We start from the raw sequence: 20,733 nt of genomic DNA on the forward strand, positions 1-20,733 counted from the left end.
TCTGAAAGGGAAGACACATGAAAGATAATAAAGCACATATAACCGTTGATGGTAAAAGCATCGAACTTCCAGTTCGTAAAGGTACTATGGGACCGGATGTCATTGAAATTGCTCCGCTCTATAAGGAAACCGGAACATTCACTTACGATCCCGGTTTTACCTCGACAGCTTCTTGTGAATCCAAAATCACCTATATTGATGGTAATGCAGGCGTATTGCTTTACCGTGGCTATCCGATTGACCAGCTCGCCGACCAGGGCGACTTCTTGGAAACCTGTTACCTGCTTCTTTATGGTGAACTACCAAGTAAAAAACAAAAAGAAGATTTCGACCGTACAGTACGCGAACACACTATGGTTCATGAACAGTTTTCGCGCTTCTTTCATGGTTTTCGTCGTGATTCACACCCGATGGCTGTGATGGTTGCATGCCTTGGTGCGATGTCAGCCTTCTATCATGATTCACTTGATATCTCTGATCCGCGTCAAAGGATGATCGCATCAATCCGGTTGATCTCGAAAGTGCCAACATTGGCTGCAATGGCTTATAAATATTCAATCGGCCAACCGTTTGTATACCCGCGCAACGACTTGGGCTATGCGGCCAACTTCCTGCGCATGTGTTTTGCAGTTCCTTGTGAGGAATATAAAGTTAATCCGGTACTGGCACGCGCCATGGACCGCATCTTCATTCTTCATGCCGACCATGAACAGAACGCTTCGACATCGACTGTTCGTCTTGCCGGTTCTTCGGGTGCCAACCCGTTTGCATGTATCGCCGCAGGCGTTGCCTGTCTATGGGGGCCTGCTCATGGCGGTGCGAACGAAGCCTGCTTGAAAATGCTTCAGGAAATTGGTTCTGTTGATAGAATTCCGGAATTTATTGCCCGCGCCAAGGATAAAAATGATCCTTTCCGTCTGATGGGATTCGGGCACCGCGTCTATAAAAACTATGATCCGCGCGCAAAAATCATGCAGAAAACATGTCATGAAGTTTTGACCGAACTTGGCATCAAAGATGATCCGCTTCTCGACATCGCTATGGAACTCGAACACATCGCTCTTAACGACGAATATTTCATCGAGAAGAAGCTCTATCCGAATGTTGATTTCTATTCCGGCATTACATTGAAAGCTTTGGGGTTCCCGACCGATATGTTCACGGTGCTGTTTGCCTTGGCACGGTGCGTCGGCTGGGTTGCTCAATGGAAAGAAATGATCGAGGATCCGGCACAGAAAATTGGCCGTCCGCGTCAGCTTTATACCGGTGCTGCACGCCGCGACTATGTTCCTATCAACGAACGCAAATAGTTTTCAACGAAATAGCCGTTGAATTAAAAATTAAACGCCCATCGCAATGTTTTGCGATGGGCGTTTTTTTTGGCTATCAATAATCGCAATCTGAGTAATGTAAAAATTGATAAGTAACTATACTTCTATTCGTTAAAACCTCTAAACTCTAAATCGGGCGCATGTCGAAAAGTTCTCGACATCCTTGTCAACAGCCTTGGAGGCTGCCCCATCAAAATAAGCATAGAATTCTCGCCACGCGACAGACTATTTTATTGAGCAGTATAACCGCCATCAATAACCAGTTCCGAACCGGTAACAAAACCCGATTCATCAGAAGCAAGATAAAGAATACCATAAGCAATATCATCAGGCGTACCCAATTTTCCGATCGGGTGAAGAGCGGTCAAGGCTGCTTTTCTTTCCTCAACGTCGCCACTTTCTTTGGCATTTTCTTCTACCATCGGCGTCCAGATGTAACCCGGATGGACGGAATTAACGCGTATGCCGTAACCGGACTTTGCGCAGTGTAATGCTGCAGACTTGGTGAACAATCGAACCCCGCCTTTACTTGCATTATAAGCAGCAAGCGTCGGATCTCCTACCAGGCCTTCGATCGACGACAAATTAATAATCGAACCGCTCTTTTGAGATTTCATTACGCGTATAGCTTCACGGGTGCCAAGAAAAACCGCATCAAGATTGATCGACTGCAGAAACCGCCATTTTTCGAGTGTTTCATCTTCTGCTGAAGCAGAATGCCCGACACCGGCGTTATTTACCAGAATATCTAACCGACCGAAGAGACGAACGGTGTCGTCAACGACCTTTTTCCATTGTTCTTCCTTGGAAACGTCGTGCTTCATATATTTCGCGGTACCGCCGGCTTTTTTGATTGCCTGTTCAACCTTCAAGCCTTGAACTTCATCAAGATCGGTTAAAACAACCTTTGCACCTTCTTTGGCAAGAAGACGTGATGTCGCCTCGCCCAAACCTTTTGCACCACCGGTGACGATTGCAACTTTGTCTTTCACCCGCATGATTATTCTCCTCATAGCCATCAATAACTTGTTATTTTATTTCAAATAACAGCACTTAATATTTATCAGAAGAATTGATTATCTTACAATTGTTAATTGTTCTGCTGCACGGGTAATTGCCGTGTAGAGCCAACGTTCGCGTGTATCACGAAAGGCAAAACTTTCGTCAAACAATACAACATTATCCCATTGAGAACCTTGGGCTTTATGAACGGTCAATGCATAGCCATAGTCAAAATCATCATAACGGCGCTTCATTTGCCATGATATTTCGCTTTCCGGATCATCAAAAACCGCTTTCAACAACTTTATCTTTGCAACACCACGATCGTCATCTTCCGGAGTGACAAGCAAACTGATTCCGGGTTTTACAGTTTCCTTGGATGCAGTCATCACTTTCCACAACGATCCGTTCAACAGGCCTTTTGCAGGATCATTGCGCAAGCAGACAAGTTTATCACCCGATTGAGGATAGTCAGCTGTAAATCCTTTAAGCTCCCGTAGCCTTTTATTATAAAGGCGCCGTGTTCTGTTGATACCGACGAGAACCTGATCAGCTTCGAGAACCAGCTTCTGGTCAACCTGTTTTCTTGTTATGACTTTTGCCGCACCATAATCGCCATAATCAATATCTCGTCCTTCACGAACATCCATCGCCAAACGGATAATCGGGTTATCCCGCGCCTGACGATGAATTTCCGTCAAAAGAAAATCCGGTTCATGTTCGGTAAAAAATCCTCCCCCTGATATCGGCGGCAATTGCCCCGGGTCGCCCAACACAAGAATCGGAGTTCCAAAACTCATGAGATCGCGCCCGAGTTGTTCATCGACCATTGAACATTCATCAATGACCACAAGTTTTGCCTGCGCAATCGGACTTTGGCGATTGAGTGAAAACATCGGCGCCATTGATGTTTTTCCCGTATTTTCGTCGGCAACTTCTTCTTCACCCCTTGGGCGATATATCAAAGAGTGAATAGTTCGCGCATTACTTGCGCCTTTCGAGCGTAACACCTGCGCCGCTTTACCGGTGAAAGCAGCAAATTGAACCGTGCCGTCAACGCTTTCAGCAAAATAGCGTGCCAAGGTCGTTTTCCCCGTGCCCGCATAGCCAAACAAACGAAAAACTTGAGACTGACCATTTTTAAGCCACGTTGCTACGCTGGTCAGTGCTTTATCTTGTTGTGGTGAGAATTGCATAATTTATCCAAACAGGATTCGACGGTTCAGAGCAAGTCCATTATAGTCCTTTTAAAAACAAAGCTCGTGTTTTTAGGGAGGAAGACATGTCCTATACCGATTTTTGTCATCGTTTCAATATCAACATGCCGCTTATTCAAGCTCCCATGGCCGGAGTTTCTACGCCCGAGCTTGCCGCAGAAGTCTGCAACAATGGTGCAATCGGCTCTCTGGGCTTGGGCGCATCCTCGCCAGAGACTGCATCTCATGCAATCGAAGCATTGAAAAAAGTAACCAAGCGACCTTTTAATATCAATTTTTTTTGCCATAAGCCTATTAAACCCGACAAACAAATTGATGACGCTTGGCTCTTGAAGTTAGGCCCCCTATTCCACCGTTTCGATGCCGAGCCACCTCGAAACTTAAGGGAAATTTATAGCAGCTTTTATATGAACGACGAACTGTTTCAGCTCGTTATAAAAGAAAAACCGGCAATCGTCAGTTTCCATTTTGGACTTCCTGAACCGGATAAAATCTCGGCAATGAAGCAAGCCGGAATATATCTCATAGCAACAGCAACCAATCTTGATGAAGCTGTCGCAATTAAAAAAGCCGGTTTTGATGCAATTATCGCCCAAGGATATGAAGCCGGCGGGCACCGCGGGGCGTTTGATGAAAATTTAGCGGACTCGGGTCTTTCGCTCAAACAACTTTTAAAGATAATTTTGGAAAATCTTTCTATCCCCGTCATTGCAGCCGGGGGAATAATGGATGGTCAGGATATTGCAGAATGCATCAGAGCAGGTGCAAGCGCCGTGCAAATGGGAACAGCTTTTATTGCTTGCCCCCAATCACAAGCAGATAAAGGGTATAAACAAACTCTCGTCAGTCAATCCGCATATCATACAGTCATGACCCGTACTTTCTCGGGACGGCCAGCGCGTGCACTTTATAATTCTTTTGTCGATTTTACCCGACATCTGCCGGATAAAGACGTGCCTCCATATCCTTATGCCTATGATGCGGCAAAACAAATTGCCGGTCTTGCCAAAGAAAAACACGACTTCGGATTCGGTGCCTATTGGGCAGGACAAGGTGCTCCTTTTTCCCGACCGATGGACGCAAAGAAATTACTTGCTTGCCTCAGAAAAGAATTTCTTCAGGCTATGCAATTGTCATAAAGATCACGTTTTAAAAAACAAAAAAGGCCGCCACCTTGCGGTAGCGACCTTAAATTTCATTTATCGGTTGGCTTTTCGTTATCACATACCTTCCGGACCACGGTTCATAGCCGAAACACCGGTACGGCATATTTCAACCAATCCCAAGGGTTCCATAATCGAGATAAATTGATCAACCTTTGCGGAACGGCCGGTAATTTCGAAAATAAAATGTTCAACTGTCGCATCAATCACCTTGGCATGAAAGGCTTCGGCCAAACGCAAAGCTTCCACACGATCGGCACCTTCTCCCGCCACTTTGATAAGCGCTAATTCCCGCTCGATAGGCCCGTCTTGCCCCTGTTCGCGTGCACGAACAGTCAAATCGACCACACGATGAACCGGTATAATGCGCTCCAATTGATGACGAATTTGGTTAAGGACCTGCGGCGTTGCCCGTGTCACAACCGTAATACGGGAGAGCTTTTCCGCGTGTTCCGTTTCGGAAACTGTCAAGCTTTCAATATTATAGCCGCGTCCCGAAAACATCCCGATAACACGGGCAAGCACGCCCGGTTCGTTATCAACGAGAACTGCAAGCATATGCGTTTCCATCGGGTCATTATTCGGCTCGATAAAATAAGCCGAGCCAAAACTTAAATTCTGTGCGTTCATCATCTTATCCCTTATACGAGCGAGCGACCTTTTGCATCAATGGCATTCTGAATTGATTCATCATTGGCTTCATCAGGAAGAAGCATATCGTTATGGGCCCTACCCGATGGAATCATCGGGAAACAATTTTCCTGCTTGGCAACCACACAGTCGAAGAAAACCGGCTTATCGCATTCAAGCATTTCTTTGATTTTCCCATCAAGTTCTTCCGGTTTTGAACATCTGATACCGACGGCTCCATAAGCCTCGGCGAGTTTCACAAAATCCGGCATGGCATCCGTGTAGGAATTCGACAACCTGTTTCCATGGAGAAGTTGCTGCCATTGACGCACCATTCCCATATAATGGTTGTTCAGTATGAACACTTTGACGGGTGTTTTATGTTGCATTGCCGTTGCCAATTCCTGAATGTTCATCTGAATTGACGCATCGCCCGCAACACAAACAACCAATGCGTCGGGGTGGGCAATTTGCACACCGATCGAAGCGGGAAAACCGTAACCCATAGTACCAGATCCACCGGATGTCATGAAGTGGCGGGGTTCCTCAAAACCATAATACTGCGCTGTCCACATCTGGTGTTGGCCAACTTCTGTAGTGATATATGCCTTCTTGTCTTTTGTCAGTTCATAAAGCCGCTTTATCGCATATTGCGGCATGATGACATCGGACCTGTGCTTATAAGCCAGGCAATTGCGTGCCCTCCAGTGGTTGATTTCATCCCACCATGCTTTTCTTGCCTGTTCGTCTGGCACCGGCTTTACAGCACGCAAACCGATTACCATATTTTCCAGAACATGTGCGACATCACCAACAATCGGCACTTCGACCTGCACGGTTTTGTTGATTGATGAAGGATCGATATCAATATGAATAATCCTTGCATTTGGTGCAAAAGCATCAAGACGACCGGTAATACGGTCATCAAAACGTGCACCGATTGCCAACATTACATCGCAATCATGCATTGTCATATTGGCTTCATAGGTTCCGTGCATGCCAAGCATGCCAAGCCAGTTCTTTCCTGATGCAGGATAGGCTCCCAGCCCCATAAGCGTTGATGTAATAGGGAAATCTCCAAGAGCAACAAGCTCACGGAGGAATTTTACAGCATCATTTCCTGAAGAAATAACCCCGCCACCGGTATAGATAACCGGCTTCTTCGCTTCAGCAAGCAACGATACGGCGTATTCAATCGCTTTTCTGTTTCCATCAAGCTGAGGACGATAGCTCTGACGTGGCATAGAACGCGGGGCGGTATAAATTCCCGACGCAAATTGAACATCCTTTGGAATATCAATGAGAACCGGTCCAGGTCGTCCCGTTTGGGCAATATAGAAAGCTTCATGAATGATGCGGGCAAGGTCGTTTACGTCTTTTACCAACCAGTTATGTTTCGTGCACGGGCGGGTAATTCCGACAGTGTCGGCTTCCTGAAAACCATCTGTACCGATCAGCGTTGTGGGCACTTGCCCCGAAAAACAGACAAGCGGAATAGAATCCATCAAAGCATCTTGCAATGCCGTAACGGTATTTGTAGCGCCCGGACCGGAAGTCACCAACATAACGCCGGCTCTACCGGTACTGCGGGCGTAGCCCTCTGCTGCATGACCAGCGGCTTGTTCGTGGCGAACGAGAATATGTCTAAATGAACTTTGCTGATAAATCTCGTCAAAAATCGGAAGAACGGCTCCGCCCGGATAGCCGAAAACATGCTTGACGCCTTGATCGATAAGCGCTTGCACTACTATTTCCGCACCAGACATTGCTTTTCCATCGAAACTGTCTTTTGGTTTTGGTTCTTCTTTCATTTTTCCTACTCGTCGACTGCATTCAATAAGGTAATAAAAAAGGCCCCCGAGGGAGCCTGTTTCGCGTATGAGTGGCTATTAGCCGAATGGTTATACCATTTGCCCCATACGCGTTCGCACTACTAGAATAATCTGTTTCATGGCGGCAACATTATTATGCTGAAGAGACATCGTCAATCCAAAAATTTTAAAATTCAATGACAGAAGTTTAAAATTGTAACTTTGAAATATTGATCAAGACATTTCGAACGCAATTTTGTAAAACTCGAAACCGTAACGAAATGGAAAGCCGTCACCCCGATCCGACAATTCGTTCCAAACGCCGTTTTAGACATTGGAACATCTCGGTGCTTTGCAGTATTCGTGGATTTCCTTGCCCACTACATTCGGCAACCCATGTGAGAAAAGTTCGGGTTCTTTTGTTTCCATCAAATCTTTTAATGTTCGCCGGTTTATCGCCCGCATTCATTCAAGACAATAACCAATAATTCAACGATCATACCCACGAAAACACTGATGCTTGCGAAATTGTCATTTGGGAAAATCAAATTCCGGCCTCACCCCATCATCAATCATCCATCATTCTTGACAAGGGCATAATAGCTTATCAAGAGCCTTCAGAATGATGAAGCTCATGATCTCTTTTGCGCTACAAACAATTGCCCGTGTACAGGTTCTCCCTGCTCGGCACGAACAACAATGTTATTAACGCTCACGCATTCCATACCGTTTTTTACCAGTTCTTTTCTGATGTAATTTTCATGATGTGCAAAACGTTGGTGCGGCCCTACTTTATAGTCACTCCCGTCAAAGGCTCTGTCAGTGAGTGTTTCTGTCGAAAAGACGAAAATGCCTTTGGGGGCAAGGCGGTGGGATAGTTTGTCAAAAAACACATTGATATCGCCCATATAAGGCAGAACATCGGTTGCAATAATCAAATTCCACTCTTCATTGGAACGTGTAACAAATTCTACGGCATCGCCCACAAACAAATGCTGGTAATCGCCCTTTTCATGGGCAATCTCGATCATATTCTCGGAAAGATCAACACCCGTCTTGTCGCTTGTCAAGTCATCAAGCGCATCTGCTGAAAGACCAGTACCGCAGCCTAAATCAAGCATCTTCTCATAAGTCACATCAGGAAAAACTTTTAAAAGCTGTTCGCGTAACTGCAACGGAACATCATAGCCTAGTTGATCAACGAGAATATAATCGAACATATCGGCGTTTTGATCAAACAAGGTTGCGACATAAGCTTTGGAAGCGGTTTTCGGCGTTTCACCGCGATTGATAGAGGCAAGCCTTACTTTTATACCGCCAAAGTCATCAGGATCTGCTTCGAGTGCCTGCCGATAAGCTTCGGCAGCCTCATCGAACTTGCCTTCCTTTTCGAGTGACAATCCTAGATTATAGAACTGTTCCAACTTGGCTTTATTCGTCTTCGCCACTTTGTTTTCTTCTTTCTGATAAATGACGGGCAATAATCGTACATACCATCAATTGTATTTGGTGAAACAACATAAGTGGCAACACGATTGCACCAATTGCACCACCCGAGCCTGCAAAAATTGCATTTGCCATCGGTGCACCGCTTGCAAGGCTTTTTTTCGAACCGCAAAACATAATTGTTATACAGTCTTTTTCATTGAAACCTAAAAGCTTTGATCCATACCATGTTACAGCGAGCACAATTGCAAGCAGAACCACATCAATCACAATCATCACAATCAGGTCATGCCAGCTTGTAGTATGCCACAACCCGCTAGTCGTGGCCTCGCTGAATGCGAGATAAACGACCAGAATGATTGATCCCCGATCAACAATAGAGGTTAAAGCTTTGTGGCGGATTATAAAATTTCCTATAAAGCGCTGACATAATTGACCGAGAACAAACGGAATAAGCAACTGCACAAGAATGCTTTCGAACGCAGTTGCTGATATGACTGCTTTACCGCCTCCTGTGGAAAATAATAGCCCAACAAGGAGCGGCGTTAAAAACATGCCAAAAATATTGGATGCAGAGGCCGAGACAATTGCGGCAGGTATATTACCAGAAGCAATAGACGTAAACGCAATCGATGATTGTACGGTTGATGGCAAAACACACAAATAGAGAATGCCTGCATAGAATGCGGATTCTTTTAATCCCGGAACAATAGCACCTGCAAGGACACCCAGAACCGGGAACAGAACAAAGGTTGCGAGAAACACTGTCAAATGCAGTCGCCAGTGAACAATACCGGCAACCACCGCCTGCCAAGGCAATTTTGCACCGTGCAAAAAGAACAATAACCCGACAAATATCTGCGTAAGCAAAGAAAACCACTCTGCCGCTTTGCCGGATATAGGAGCAACGCTTGCAATGATAATTGCAATGATGAGCGCACATAAAAACTTATCTGGCAAAAACTTCATCGTCGTTATTCTTCTTCAGGAGTTTAAAAGAAACAATCCGGCTAAAATGCAGGAATTTACACTATCATTATAATTGTTCAGGCAATGAAAGGTGGGTAAGACTATTTTTAAATCTCCGGGCATTGGCATAATAATGGGCAGCAGATTTATTGATGTTCCCGACTTCCTCATCACTCACTTTTCTGACAAAACGGGCAGGATTTCCAAGAAGGAGTGACCGGCTCGGAAATTGTTTTCCTTGTGTTACCACCGCACCGGCACCAACGATAGATTCTTCTCCTATCATAGCATGGTTCATGATAATGGCTCCCATTCCTATCAAAGTGGTGTTGCCAATAGTGCAACCGTGAAGGATAACCCTGTGCCCGATAGTGCAATTTTTGCCAATAGAGACATCTATGCCGGCATCTGTATGAACAACGGTCATATCCTGAATATTCGTGCCCTCACCAATAGTGATCATTTCATTGTCCCCGCGCAAAACGCTTCCGAACCAAACACTCGAACGCGGTTTCAAGGTCACTTTCCCGATAATTTCAGCACTCTCTGCAACCCAGATTTCGGCTGTATCTTCAATAACGGGATCAATACCATCAAGTCGATAAAAAGCCATTCCCGTTCCACTCCGCAGTTAGATATCTGTTAATCGTGATGTTTTGTCTTGATGATATTATCGAAGCGGCCGTTCGCCTGACCGGTCAAGTTTGCCGAAACAATAACCGAACCGTCATCTTTTGACGCCTTGTTGATGACCTCACCATTTTTATAAAGCCAATCAAGAAGCCCGTATTCATCCGGCTTAAGAGTTATCTGACGTTTGACCATTTCGCCGGATATTTGTTTTTCAATAATTCCTAGAAGTTTATCAACGCCCTCACCGGTCAAAGCAGAAACCGCGACCACCGGATTAAGGGAAGCACGAGCTGAATCGTGTAAGGCAACAAGCGAAACGTCATCAAGCAAATCGACCTTGTTCCAAACCTCAATGATATGATCCGGATCGTCAACATTCACTCCGAGACTTGATAAAATGTTCAATACATCCTGCGCATGGGCATGGTTTTCTGCGTCCGACATATCCCGAACATGAAGAATGATATCCGCCTCGACAACCTCTTCCAGAGTTGCTCTGAACGCCGCGACCAAATGAGTTGGGAGATCGGAAATAAAACCTACTGTATCCGACAACATAACCGTTTGCCCACGTGGCAAAACGATCTTGCGCAGTGTCGGATCGAGTGTTGCAAACAGCATGTCTTTTGCAAGCACGTCTGCACCTGTCAAACGGTTGAATAATGTTGATTTACCGGCATTTGTATAGCCAACAAGTGCAATAACCGGATAAGGGACCTTTTTCCTTTTTGCCCTGTGGAGAGCTCTCGTTCTCACCACCGTTTCCAGTTCACGTTTGATGCGGACAATTTTCGCCTGTAAAATACGCCTATCGGCTTCTATCTGGGTTTCACCCGGTCCGCCGAGAAAGCCGCTACCGCCACGTTGTCTTTCCAAGTGTGTCCAGCTTCTGACCAGTCTACCTTTTTGATAATTGAGATGCGCAAGCTCGACCTGAAGGACACCTTCTTTTGTCCTTGCTCTATCGCCAAAAATCTCGAGTATGAGCGCTGTACGATCAATAACTTTGCAGCTCCAGGCTTTTTCAAGATTTCTTTGCTGAATTGGCGTTACAGATGAATCAATGATCGCAAGATCAATCTTCTCATCCGCTATAATCTTGCCGATTTCTTCAACTTTGCCCTGACCTAACAGCGTTGCCGGACGCGGCTTCTCGATATTGACCGATAATTTTTCAATAACATCCAACCGGATAGCTTCAGCAAGTCCTACAGCTTCTTCGATCCGCGAACGGGATGATGCCTCGTAATTCTTTTGCGAGCTCTCCCTGTCATAAATAATAGGAACAATTACGATTGCTCGTGTTTTAACTGTCTGTCTCGAAATCAGTTTATGAGCCTTGTCATCATCGTCCATCATGGCAAACAAACCGTGAAGCTAAACAGTAAAGGACAACGACCTGATCTCTCCGCTTTTTCCCCGGCAAAAACTCTTTTCCAACAGCAAATACCTTTGTCGAGCAAAATCATTCGTCGTCTGTCTCGATATCCTCTTCATCATCCAACATTTGCACCGGCTGGCTTGGCATTATGGTTGATATTGCATGTTTATAAACCAATTGGGAGTGCCCGTCTCGCCGGAGTAAAACACAAAAATTGTCAAATGATGTTACAATACCGGTAAGCTTGACCCCGTTTACCAAAAAGATTGTCAGAGAAATTTTCTGTTTACGTACTGCATTCAGAAAGAGATCCTGCAGATGCTGCGATCGTTCTGTCATTGTTCTTATACCTATATTTCGAACCGCATAAAATTCTGTTCTGTCCATATCGAACAAAAAACTATCGATTGTCAATGTGTAACTATCAGCGCACCCACAGCTTTAGGTAGCGGAAAATCAAGCTTCATTCACGTCTTGCGAGCAATCATCATCGTGATTGGTAACGCACCACGCCATACATGGAAATTTCCCAACGGTTCTGCTTCGGCAAGTGAAATATGTATAAGCCGGGCCCCGATTTTACGCGCTTCCGATTGAAGGATGGCATTGGTCTCAAGCGTCACAGCATTCACAACAAGCCGCCCGCCGCTCTTCAAACTTTGCCAACAGCAATCGAATAAATCGGGTCGGGTAAATCCACCACCGATGAATATGGCATCAGGTCTTTCAAGTCCGCTCAAACAGAGCGGCGCCTCGCCCTTTATCAAATGAAGGCCGATAACGCCAAAGTGATCGGAATTTTTTGAAATAATATCCTGTCGTTCAGAATTTTTTTCAATCGCATAGGCACGCGCACCTTTCGTTGCGCGCAACCATTCGATTGATATCGAACCGCTACCTGCACCGACATCCCATAGGACCTCACCCCACTTTGGCGCAAGATGTGCCATTGTGACAGCCCGAATGTCCTGCTTCGTCAATTGCCCGTCATTTAAAAAGTTTTTGTCCGCCAAAGCGGCATAGCAAGGATATCCGGCATCACAATTATCAGCTACACACTGGACAGCTACAAGAACGAGATTCTCACATTCATCGAGATGAAAAGTATCGGCGTTTTGCGTACGGATCTTTTCTTTTTCTCCGCCCAAATGTTCCATAACTATCATTTTGCTTGCGCCAAACCCTTGCTCGGTCAAAATTTTGGCAAGCAAGGCCGGACTATCTTTGTTTTCGCAAAGAATAATAAGCCGGCTTGATGGCTGCAAGTGACCGATAACCGTGCGGATAGGACGACCATTGATTGAAAGACAATCAACGTCTTGCAACGCCCAACCGAGGCGTGCAGCCGCGAGCGAAAATGAAGATGGATGCGGTAGAACCAGCACTTCATCAACTGGTAAATAACGAAGAAGCGTTACACCTGCCCCGAAAAACATAGGATCTCCACTGACGAGCGCAACAATGCTTTGACCTTTCAACGCTATGATCTCGCTTACACCTTCCGAAAATGGAGTGGGCCAAGGCTTTAACTTCGCTTGCAAAGTTTCAGGCAGGAAATCGAGATGCCTCTTTCCTCCGAAAATATATTTTGCGGCAGTTATAATGTCCTGCTGACGGCGAGTGAGGCCATTCCAGCCATCATCCCCGATACCGATAATTGTGAGCCAAGGTTTTTTGTTCATTCAAGTTGATCAGTAAGCTGTTTGTACCTATGTTGAACTATTAGAATCCGCCTACTCCGAGAGCAAGCAAAATGATGACTCTTCCTGCCACAGAAAATAAACGCCAGATCAAAGCCGTTCAGGACAGACGTTTTGCCTGCCCGGGGTTGTTCCGTATGCCTCTAGCGAATGATGGCGGTATTTGTCGGATAAAACTTTCTCTTGGTTGCCTCACAGGCGAACAAATAGAAGGTATAGCAGAAGCTGCCCAAAATTTTTCGACTGGCTATGTCGAGCTTACAACACGGGCTAATTTGCAAATACGGGCGGTTGAAAAGACCAGTGAACAAAAGTTGATAAACAAGCTTTTGAAGCTCGGCCTCGGCCCTCTCAATCCTGAAGGTGATGATATAAGAAATGTGATGGTTGCACCGACAGCCGGTATAGATGTGAATATGTCGTGCGATACAACACTACTGGGAAACAAGCTTCTTGAAATGTTACAACTGAATAAGGAGTTTGCCTCTTTATCTCCCAAATTTTCTTTTCTTATCAATGGTGGTGAAACCACACGCGTTCTCGACCATGTTGCTGATATCTGGTTTTCCGCTGTGCCGGGCGGAGTAGCTTATAATTTCGGTTTCGCCTCTCCAGCCCTTGATACTCCCGACAACGGAAACAATGCGATAGGCAGCATACCGGCTCAAGAAGCGCTGGAATTTATCAGATGTTGTCTCGATGCATTTATCTTTTTATCGAAGTCTGATCCAACGATAACACGCATGAAACATCTTCGCAGCCATCAGAGATTTGATGAATTTCTGGCTGAATTGAAAAAGCGCTTTAACCACAAAATCTCGAAACCATTATTGTCGTCCGGAATGCATCAAAAAGAGTCACCGCTTGCTGGCATTTTTGCACAAAAACGGAAGGGACTTTTTTACGTCGGCGCACGACCGGAACTCGGGCGATTATCGTCGAAAGTGTTGTACGGCATTGCAAAACTGATTAAAACTCGTGCTATCAAAACGCCGATACGGCTTACCCATCATCAGGGATTGATTATACCGGATTGTACAAAAGAAAAAGCAGTATTTATCCGCGATAGACTGCACGAATTTGGTTTGGTAACTGATAAAAATGCTCCGGCCTTTTATGTTTTTTGTTGTGCCGGCGCTCCACTTTGTCATTCGGCACTTTCAAACGTTCAACGTGATGGAAAATATCTTGTCAATCACTTTGCATCACCACCAAAAGCCCTCATTCATCTGACAGGCTGCCCGAAATCTTGCGTTGCAACAGTCCCTTTTCCTTTTACCGTTCTTGCAATCAAAGATGGCGTTTATAATCTTTATCGTAAAAATCCGGCAGAAAAAAACAAATTCGGCCAACTTTTATGCGAGAACGTCGGCATATCGGACGTCATGCGCTATATAGAAGAACTACAACAACCAATCAGATAAAAGGCGCGAATGAATGTTCGATTATATCAAAGACGGTCAAGAGATTTATAACCGGTCTTTTGCCACGATCCGCTCGGAGGCCGATTTACGTAACATACCGGCTGACCTCGAAAAACTTGCTGTTCGTGTCATACATGCTTGCGGTATGATTGACATTGTCAAAGATCTGGCATTTTCCGATAGTGCCGGAACAATCGGGCGTACAGCCCTCGCAGAAGGCGCGGCAATATTATGCGACGCAAAGATGGTCGCCGAAGGAATTACTAAAAAACGCTTACCAGCAAACAATCAGGTAATCTGTACACTTAATAATGAAACTGTTCCGGCTTACGCCAAGAAAATTCATAACACACGTTCAGCCGCCGCCGTTGAATTCTGGAAGCCTTACATCAAAAATTCTGTTGTGGTAATCGGAAATGCGCCAACCGCCCTCTTTCATCTTCTTGATTTGATCGAGCAAGGTTTTGAAAAACCACGATTAATTATTGGCTGTCCGGTTGGTTTTGTCGGTGCAAAAGAATCCAAACTCGCGCTTTCAAACAATCAATTTTCAATTCCCTATATCGTTGTTCACGGAAGACGCGGTGGCAGTGCTATGGCAGCAGCAGCGATCAATGCTCTAGCGAGTGAACAAGAATGAACAGGAAAAAAGCAAAGCTCACAGGCGTCGGTGTTGGCCCGGGAGATCCCGAACTTGTCACTGTCAAAGGGGTAAAGGCCATAAAGTCTGCCGATGTGATTGTTTATCACGAAACAGAAACACACAATAGCAATGCACTGAAAATAGCACGCCAGTGGATCTCTGAAACTGCACGGCTGCAACCACTTACCTATCCTGTAACGATGCAATCCGATAGTCGATCGGAGAAATATAGGGATAGGTTAAAGGAATTCTACAACAATTCGGAACAACTCATTGATTCGTTTTTAAAAAATGGAAAATATGTTGTCGTTTTAGCGGAAGGTGATCCCCTTTTTTACAGTTCGTTTATGTATATTTATGACCGGCTTGGAAAACTGTATGACACTGAAATTATCCCCGGTATTTCGTCAATTTTCGGCGCTGCATCTACTCTTCAGGTTCCATTATGCTATCGAAACCAGAGTTTTACCGTTCTATCCGGCGTTTTGGAAAAGCCTGAACTTGTTGAACGTCTTAAAAACGGCGATGCTTTCGCGATACTCAAAGTTGGCCGTAATCTCGATAAGATCAGAGACGCGCTTGAAATAACCGGCCTTCTTGGACGCGCTCTATACATTGAGCGGGCGACAATGGAAGAACAGAAAATTCTTCCGATAGACGAAGTTGTTAGCGACCAATCGCCATATTTTTCGCTGATATTGATACCCGGTGAACCTCACGGGAAGAAAGGTTAATGTGATTGTTAAATATTTCTTCTCAACATATTGCAATATTTGTGTTTTCAAATTTTTGTTCTGAATTTGCGATTGCTTTAAGTAAGCATTGTAAGGCGGCCACAATATATCGTACAAATCGGGTTGCCTGTGAAGACTTCATAATTGTGGATGAAGTATCCGAAGCGATGAAAAATGCATTCAAGTCTGGCCGACCAATTATCGCATTTTGTTCTTCCGGCATCGTTATTCGCATTCTTGCACCATTGTTGAAAAATAAATTTAATGAGCCTCCTGTTTTGTGTATTGCCGATGACGGTTCATCTATTGTGCCACTATTAGGTGGAAATGCGGGTGCAAACGAACTTGCTGTGGAAATCGCCGATATTCTTCACGGGCACGCCGCCATTACCACAAGTGGATATTTACGGTTCGGAATAAATCTGCTTTTGCCTCCAGATGATCTGGAACTCATTAATAAAGAAGATGCTTCAGCTTTCATTTCTGCGCTTTTGAACGGAGAAAAAGTCGAACTGGTAGGAGACCATCGATGGTTCCATACCGGATCCCTTCCTTTGGACCACGATTCAAGACTAAAAATTATAGTCAACGACAATGTCGGACATATAAAAGGTTCTGCAACCTGTCTGATTTACCGGAAGCGCGACACACATGATGATAGAAACGCAGGGAAAACGGGGCTTCTGACCATTATCGGACTGGGGCCTGGTAACGAAGAAAATATTACTCTTTCTGCACGACATGCTTTGGCCGAGGCAACCGATATTTTTGGCTATGACTATTATATCAAATTGGCGTCACCTTTGCTGGATGATCAGGTTTTGCACCCCAGCGACAACCGGCAGGAAATCTCGAGAGCAAAGGAAGCGCTTGATCTGGCTGCATCCGGCAAAAGAGTAGCGATGATCTCTTCGGGCGATCCCGGAATATTTGCTATGGCAGCCGCGATTTTCGAAACTTTGGATCAACATTACTCGCCACTCTGGGACAAAGTAGAAATCAGAGTCGAAGCAGGCATCACCGCTGCCCAGTCCGCCGCAGCACGTCTTGGCGCACCTTTGGGACATGATTTCGCGATTATTTCGTTATCTGATAATCTGAAACCCTGGGCAATCATCGAAAAACGATTAATCGCCGCAATAACATCAGATATGGTTTTAGCTCTCTATAATCCGGTGTCTCGTGCGCGCCCCACAAAAATTATGGACGCAATCGAAATCGCAAAGCGATTTTGCCCTTCTGACAGGATCATCATGATTGGTACAGATATCGGGCGAATTGGAGAGAAAACAGTGGTGACAACAATTACCGATTTCAATATTCAAGACGTGACGAGCCGGTCTGTAGTCATAATCGGTTCGAGCCAAACCCGCACATTCCAACAGTCAGGTAAATCATGGTGCTACACGCCCCGTTCTTATCCTGATGGCGCTAATTCATAAGCGCGCAATTCGCTTAATCACACTATTGAGTAAAATGTCAGTAGAGCGATTGACCTGAAGAAGCCGTCGCTTGTGAACGCTTTTTAACGCCACTTGATGTTTTGGTTGTAGATGCCGATTTCCGCGTTGCTCTTGCAACCGGATTTGCTGTAGCTGTTTGTGATGTTGTTTTAGGAGCTGCAGCAGCTTGTGCTTCTGCGGCTATCTGGTCAGCACTTTTCGGGGACGTATCAATAACCGATTTCACGACACCTCCTGCACTGACTGTGCAGACAGCGTCACGTAAATCAACTTTCAGAATAACCTGTGTTGAACCATCTCCGGGTTTACGAGAATCAACCGCTTTGATAACCCTTGTCGGCAAAAAGTATTTATTTGCGGCGCTGTTGATACATGCTTGTGCAAGGTCTGGTGCGACACTGCGGGCGGGTGTGGTAAACGAAGGAAACTTAGGCGCCGGATTGCTTGCCGCAGGAGTTGTCAAAGCATTCGCAGTTGCCGGTTTTGTCGATGTTGTCGTCGTGCAACCGGACAAAACAAGTGCCAGACCGGAAACGGCAAAAAAGGATTTTAGTAAAACGCGTGACATACGACCACCTCAGCTAGACTTCTCGACAACGCTCGCAAAGTTATCAAATTATAATGCCCTTTAACGATTTTTTTCCCTCACGTCATCACTATAATGAAAAATCGGCATCATCTGATCCCGAAGTGTGTCGGAAGTACCACAATACCATCGTCGTTGCAGTCTTTTTTCCAATCTTTGACCGTGCTTCCATTAATCTTGAGGTCGGGTGCTATTTCGTTTAAAGGATCCAATACAAAGGCACGTTCGGTCATCAAAGGATGTGGAAGTGTCAGAGTCCGAGAATGATATTGATCAATATCTTCAAATGCCAGTAAGTCGATATCAAGGGTTCTGGGGCCCCATTTGATTTTTCGTAAACGTCCATAATTCTGCTCGATAGCTAAACAGATTTGCAGCAGCTTTTCAGGAGACAATCGGGTTTTGATTTCGCAACAGATATTCACGAATTCATTCTGATCGGTTTTTCCCCACGGTGGCGTGCGATAAAATGAAGACACGCGAATGAGCTCGACATCAGCCGAATTTTCGATATCTTTTAATGCATGCTCAAGCGTTCCGATGACATCTCCGACATTTCCCCCCATTCCTAGCCAGGCTTTTTTCCATATCCCGTTTAGGGCTTTTTCACGGTTCATTTCTTTCCTTAAATAACACTATTTTCAACATCCGAAAGTGCATCAACAACAGCCAATGCATCTCTATTGGCTGCGATGTTGTGCACCCGAAAAATCGAAAAACCGGCTTTTCTCAAAAGAACCGAAGTTGCCGATGTCGCTATATCTCGCATTTTTGGTTCACAATGCCCCGTTATAGTCCCGAGAAATCGTTTGCGCGAGGTTGCGGCCAACATTGGAAAGCCGAACATAGCAAGCTCCGAAGCACGATCAAGGAGTTTAAGGTTTGTTTGAAAATCCTTGCCAAAACCGAATCCCGGATCAAGTACGATGTTGTCATCTGGTATTCCGGATTTTTTGGCTATTTCCAGAGACTTATCAAAAAAGAACTTCTGGTCTTCGATAATATCGGGGTGAACATTCCGGTGACGTGAATTATGCATGATGATGATGCCGGCCCGTTCCTCGGCGACGAGAGCTGCCATTTCCGGTTCTTTCTGCAACCCCCATATATCATTGATAATATTGGCACCTTCCATCAGAGCAAGACGCGCCGTCTCTACATGATAAGTATCGATTGATAAAAAAACGTTTTCCATCAAACTCAATTGCTTGACAACCGGCAACACGCGTTCTTGTTCATCTTGAAGTGTAATCTCGTCAAATCCGGGGCGGGTTGACTCACCCCCTATGTCGATAATTTTTGCGCCTTCACTGAACATTTTCTGTGCGTGCAAGATGGCATCTTGTAAAGAATTGTGTTCCCCCCCATCTGAAAAAGAGTCCGGCGTTACATTCAAAATTCCCATTAAAACTGCTGTTTTGCCGAGAGAAATAGATTTATTATGGCCAACCGACCAGGAACGTTCCATGTTAAAATTCGCTTCTACCCAGATTATACGATTTTGTAGACGGTTTTTTAGCATATTCATGTAAATGTCTAGAATAACTTATAATATCCAACGACAGAGATTAAAATGTTCAAAAAAACGATCAGTACTTTAGCTGCTACATGTTTTTTCTTGATACCGTTTTCCTTGAGCCCGTTTTCTATGACGGCCAATGCAGCAAAAATCTACAAAACTGTCAGCTATTACACTTTGTCGGGTACAACTCCAGCCCAGCTCGACAAAGCACTTGCACATAAGGGGCCCTACCTCAAAAGCACGGGAAGCCATCATCCCGGCGCCACAACTATCTCTTTTGATCCGCGGCTAAAGCTTGTACAGAACGGACGCTATTGCAAGGTCGATTCTGTTAGCGTCGACGTGCACGCAAAAATGTCTCTGCCGCGCTGGAAACAACGTGCAACTACAAAATCAATCGAGATGGCACTCGTTTGGGATACATTGTCGCGCGACATCCAGCGCCATGAAGAAAGCCACATTGTGATTGCAAGAGCCCATGCATCGAAAATTGAGAGAGCGGTCAAGAGCTTGCCCTACAGAACCGATTGCAACCTGTTAAAACAGGATATCGAAAAAACAACCTATAATATATTGACCGACCACGAAAATGCTCAAAGGCAGTTTGACCGGGCGGAAGCTGTCAATTTCGATCACCGGTTTATCAACTTGCTGGTTGCACGATTGCAAAGGCTTGAACAGGCAAAAAACTAACTGTCAGCTCTGGCGTTCTGGAATATGGACAACAAGGCCATTCAGACTTTCATCCAGTACAATTTGGCATGAAAGTCTTGAATTTTCCCGTCTATCGTAAGCAAAATCGAGCATATCATCTTCCATCGGATTAGGCTCTCCGACAGCAGATTGCCATTTCTCATCAATGTAAACATGACATGTAGCGCAAGAACATGCGCCGCCACATTCGGCAACGATACCGGGGACATTATTGTCCAATGCTGCCTCCATCAGTGTCATACCTGAGGGGCTATCCACAGCAAATTGCCGGTTATCACGTTCACTTTTGAATAAGACATTTACCACTTGTTTCACCCTATCTTATTGTTTTTTATTATTTTTATGGAACATGTTCCATCTTTGG

21 protein-coding genes are annotated in these 20,733 nt (G+C 45.1%); 7 read left to right on the forward strand and 14 right to left on the reverse strand.

Annotated features, from left to right (window positions below):
* The first annotated feature begins 17 nt into the window (after positions 1-17).
* Positions 18-1,310 (forward strand): citrate synthase, encoded by a 1,293-nt coding sequence (gltA, locus tag H3V12_RS03480; protein ID WP_075914393.1) that lies wholly within the window; start codon positions 18-20, stop codon positions 1,308-1,310.
* 251 nt (positions 1,311-1,561) lie between these two features.
* On the opposite strand, the gene H3V12_RS03485 is transcribed toward gltA, so the two are convergent.
* Together H3V12_RS03485 and H3V12_RS03490 are read right to left on the reverse strand one after the other, a co-directional pair.
* Positions 1,562-2,329: a glucose 1-dehydrogenase gene (locus H3V12_RS03485; protein WP_246787476.1), complete on the reverse strand. Its 768-nt coding sequence runs from the start codon at positions 2,327-2,329 to the stop codon at positions 1,562-1,564.
* A gap of 78 nt (positions 2,330-2,407) precedes the next feature.
* Positions 2,408-3,529: an ATP-dependent RecD-like DNA helicase gene (locus H3V12_RS03490; protein ID WP_075870752.1), complete on the reverse strand. Its 1,122-nt coding sequence runs from the start codon at positions 3,527-3,529 to the stop codon at positions 2,408-2,410.
* A gap of 86 nt (positions 3,530-3,615) precedes the next feature.
* Here H3V12_RS03490 and H3V12_RS03495 point away from each other — a divergent pair, with 86 nt between their 5' ends.
* A complete protein-coding gene (locus tag H3V12_RS03495; RefSeq protein WP_198212827.1) occupies positions 3,616-4,689 on the forward strand; it encodes a nitronate monooxygenase in 1,074 nt (357 codons plus the stop codon).
* Between the two features lie 81 nt (positions 4,690-4,770).
* Here the strand turns inward: H3V12_RS03495 and ilvN are convergent, their stop codons facing one another.
* The 8 genes from ilvN to cbiE all read right to left on the reverse strand — a co-directional run bounded on the left by ilvN (position 4,771) and on the right by cbiE (position 13,265).
* A complete protein-coding gene (gene ilvN / locus H3V12_RS03500) occupies positions 4,771-5,343 on the reverse strand; it encodes an acetolactate synthase small subunit (RefSeq protein WP_075870886.1) in 573 nt (190 codons plus the stop codon).
* Between the two features lie 11 nt (positions 5,344-5,354).
* Positions 5,355-7,154 carry an acetolactate synthase 3 large subunit gene (locus tag H3V12_RS03505; RefSeq protein ID WP_198212829.1) on the reverse strand — a complete coding sequence of 600 codons (1,800 nt, stop codon included), beginning with the start codon at positions 7,152-7,154 and terminating at the stop codon, positions 5,355-5,357.
* A gap of 632 nt (positions 7,155-7,786) precedes the next feature.
* The gene (locus H3V12_RS03510) at positions 7,787-8,602 is read right to left on the reverse strand and encodes a methyltransferase domain-containing protein (protein ID WP_198212831.1); all 816 of its coding nucleotides are present in this window, start codon (positions 8,600-8,602) and stop codon (positions 7,787-7,789) included.
* On the reverse strand, positions 8,586-9,569 hold the full coding sequence (locus H3V12_RS03515; RefSeq protein ID WP_075870755.1) for a bile acid:sodium symporter family protein: 984 nt from the start codon (positions 9,567-9,569) through the stop codon (positions 8,586-8,588). Before H3V12_RS03515 ends, H3V12_RS03510 begins: the two co-directional genes overlap by 17 nt.
* 67 nt (positions 9,570-9,636) lie before the next feature.
* Positions 9,637-10,182: a gamma carbonic anhydrase family protein gene (locus H3V12_RS03520; RefSeq protein WP_075870756.1), complete on the reverse strand. Its 546-nt coding sequence runs from the start codon at positions 10,180-10,182 to the stop codon at positions 9,637-9,639.
* Between the two features lie 29 nt (positions 10,183-10,211).
* On the reverse strand, positions 10,212-11,561 hold the full coding sequence (hflX, locus tag H3V12_RS03525) for a GTPase HflX (protein ID WP_198212833.1): 1,350 nt from the start codon (positions 11,559-11,561) through the stop codon (positions 10,212-10,214).
* Between the two features lie 106 nt (positions 11,562-11,667).
* The gene (hfq, locus tag H3V12_RS03530) at positions 11,668-11,922 is read right to left on the reverse strand and encodes an RNA chaperone Hfq (RefSeq protein ID WP_075870888.1); all 255 of its coding nucleotides are present in this window, start codon (positions 11,920-11,922) and stop codon (positions 11,668-11,670) included.
* Positions 11,923-12,050: 128 nt separating this feature from the next.
* On the reverse strand, positions 12,051-13,265 hold the full coding sequence (gene cbiE, locus H3V12_RS03535; protein WP_198212835.1) for a precorrin-6y C5,15-methyltransferase (decarboxylating) subunit CbiE: 1,215 nt from the start codon (positions 13,263-13,265) through the stop codon (positions 12,051-12,053).
* 71 nt (positions 13,266-13,336) lie between these two features.
* On the opposite strand from cbiE, the gene cobG reads away from it, so the two are divergent.
* From cobG to cobJ, 4 genes are all read left to right on the forward strand, one after another.
* On the forward strand, positions 13,337-14,707 hold the full coding sequence (gene cobG, locus H3V12_RS03540) for a precorrin-3B synthase (protein WP_198212837.1): 1,371 nt from the start codon (positions 13,337-13,339) through the stop codon (positions 14,705-14,707).
* Positions 14,708-14,720: 13 nt separating this feature from the next.
* Entirely contained in the window at positions 14,721-15,347 is a 627-nt protein-coding gene (locus H3V12_RS03545) for a precorrin-8X methylmutase (RefSeq protein WP_198212839.1), read from the forward strand.
* Entirely contained in the window at positions 15,344-16,084 is a 741-nt protein-coding gene (locus tag H3V12_RS03550; protein ID WP_198212841.1) for a precorrin-2 C(20)-methyltransferase, read from the forward strand. The genes H3V12_RS03545 and H3V12_RS03550 overlap by 4 nt, the downstream gene beginning before the upstream one ends.
* A 146-nt stretch (positions 16,085-16,230) precedes the next feature.
* Entirely contained in the window at positions 16,231-17,526 is a 1,296-nt protein-coding gene (gene cobJ, locus H3V12_RS03555; protein WP_343211618.1) for a precorrin-3B C(17)-methyltransferase, read from the forward strand.
* Between the two features lie 37 nt (positions 17,527-17,563).
* Here the strand turns inward: cobJ and H3V12_RS03560 are convergent, their stop codons facing one another.
* The 3 genes from H3V12_RS03560 to folP all read right to left on the reverse strand — a co-directional run bounded on the left by H3V12_RS03560 (position 17,564) and on the right by folP (position 19,601).
* Entirely contained in the window at positions 17,564-18,115 is a 552-nt protein-coding gene (locus H3V12_RS03560; protein ID WP_246785122.1) for a hypothetical protein, read from the reverse strand.
* Positions 18,116-18,222: 107 nt separating this feature from the next.
* Complete coding sequence (folK, locus tag H3V12_RS03565) at positions 18,223-18,750, reverse strand: 2-amino-4-hydroxy-6-hydroxymethyldihydropteridine diphosphokinase (protein ID WP_198212844.1); 528 nt, start codon at positions 18,748-18,750, stop codon at positions 18,223-18,225.
* 8 nt (positions 18,751-18,758) lie between these two features.
* Positions 18,759-19,601 (reverse strand): dihydropteroate synthase, encoded by an 843-nt coding sequence (gene folP / locus H3V12_RS03570; RefSeq protein WP_198212846.1) that lies wholly within the window; start codon positions 19,599-19,601, stop codon positions 18,759-18,761.
* A gap of 180 nt (positions 19,602-19,781) precedes the next feature.
* Here folP and H3V12_RS03575 point away from each other — a divergent pair, with 180 nt between their 5' ends.
* Positions 19,782-20,348, forward strand: a complete 567-nt coding sequence (locus H3V12_RS03575) for a DUF922 domain-containing protein (protein WP_198213774.1) — start codon at positions 19,782-19,784, stop codon at positions 20,346-20,348.
* 3 nt (positions 20,349-20,351) lie between these two features.
* On the opposite strand, the gene H3V12_RS03580 is transcribed toward H3V12_RS03575, so the two are convergent.
* Positions 20,352-20,675 (reverse strand): 2Fe-2S iron-sulfur cluster-binding protein, encoded by a 324-nt coding sequence (locus tag H3V12_RS03580; protein ID WP_075870890.1) that lies wholly within the window; start codon positions 20,673-20,675, stop codon positions 20,352-20,354.
* Positions 20,676-20,733 lie beyond the last annotated feature (58 nt).

The organism is Bartonella sp. W8167 (genome assembly GCF_016100335.1).
In the GTDB taxonomy this organism is placed as follows: domain Bacteria; phylum Pseudomonadota; class Alphaproteobacteria; order Rhizobiales; family Rhizobiaceae; genus Bartonella; species Bartonella apis.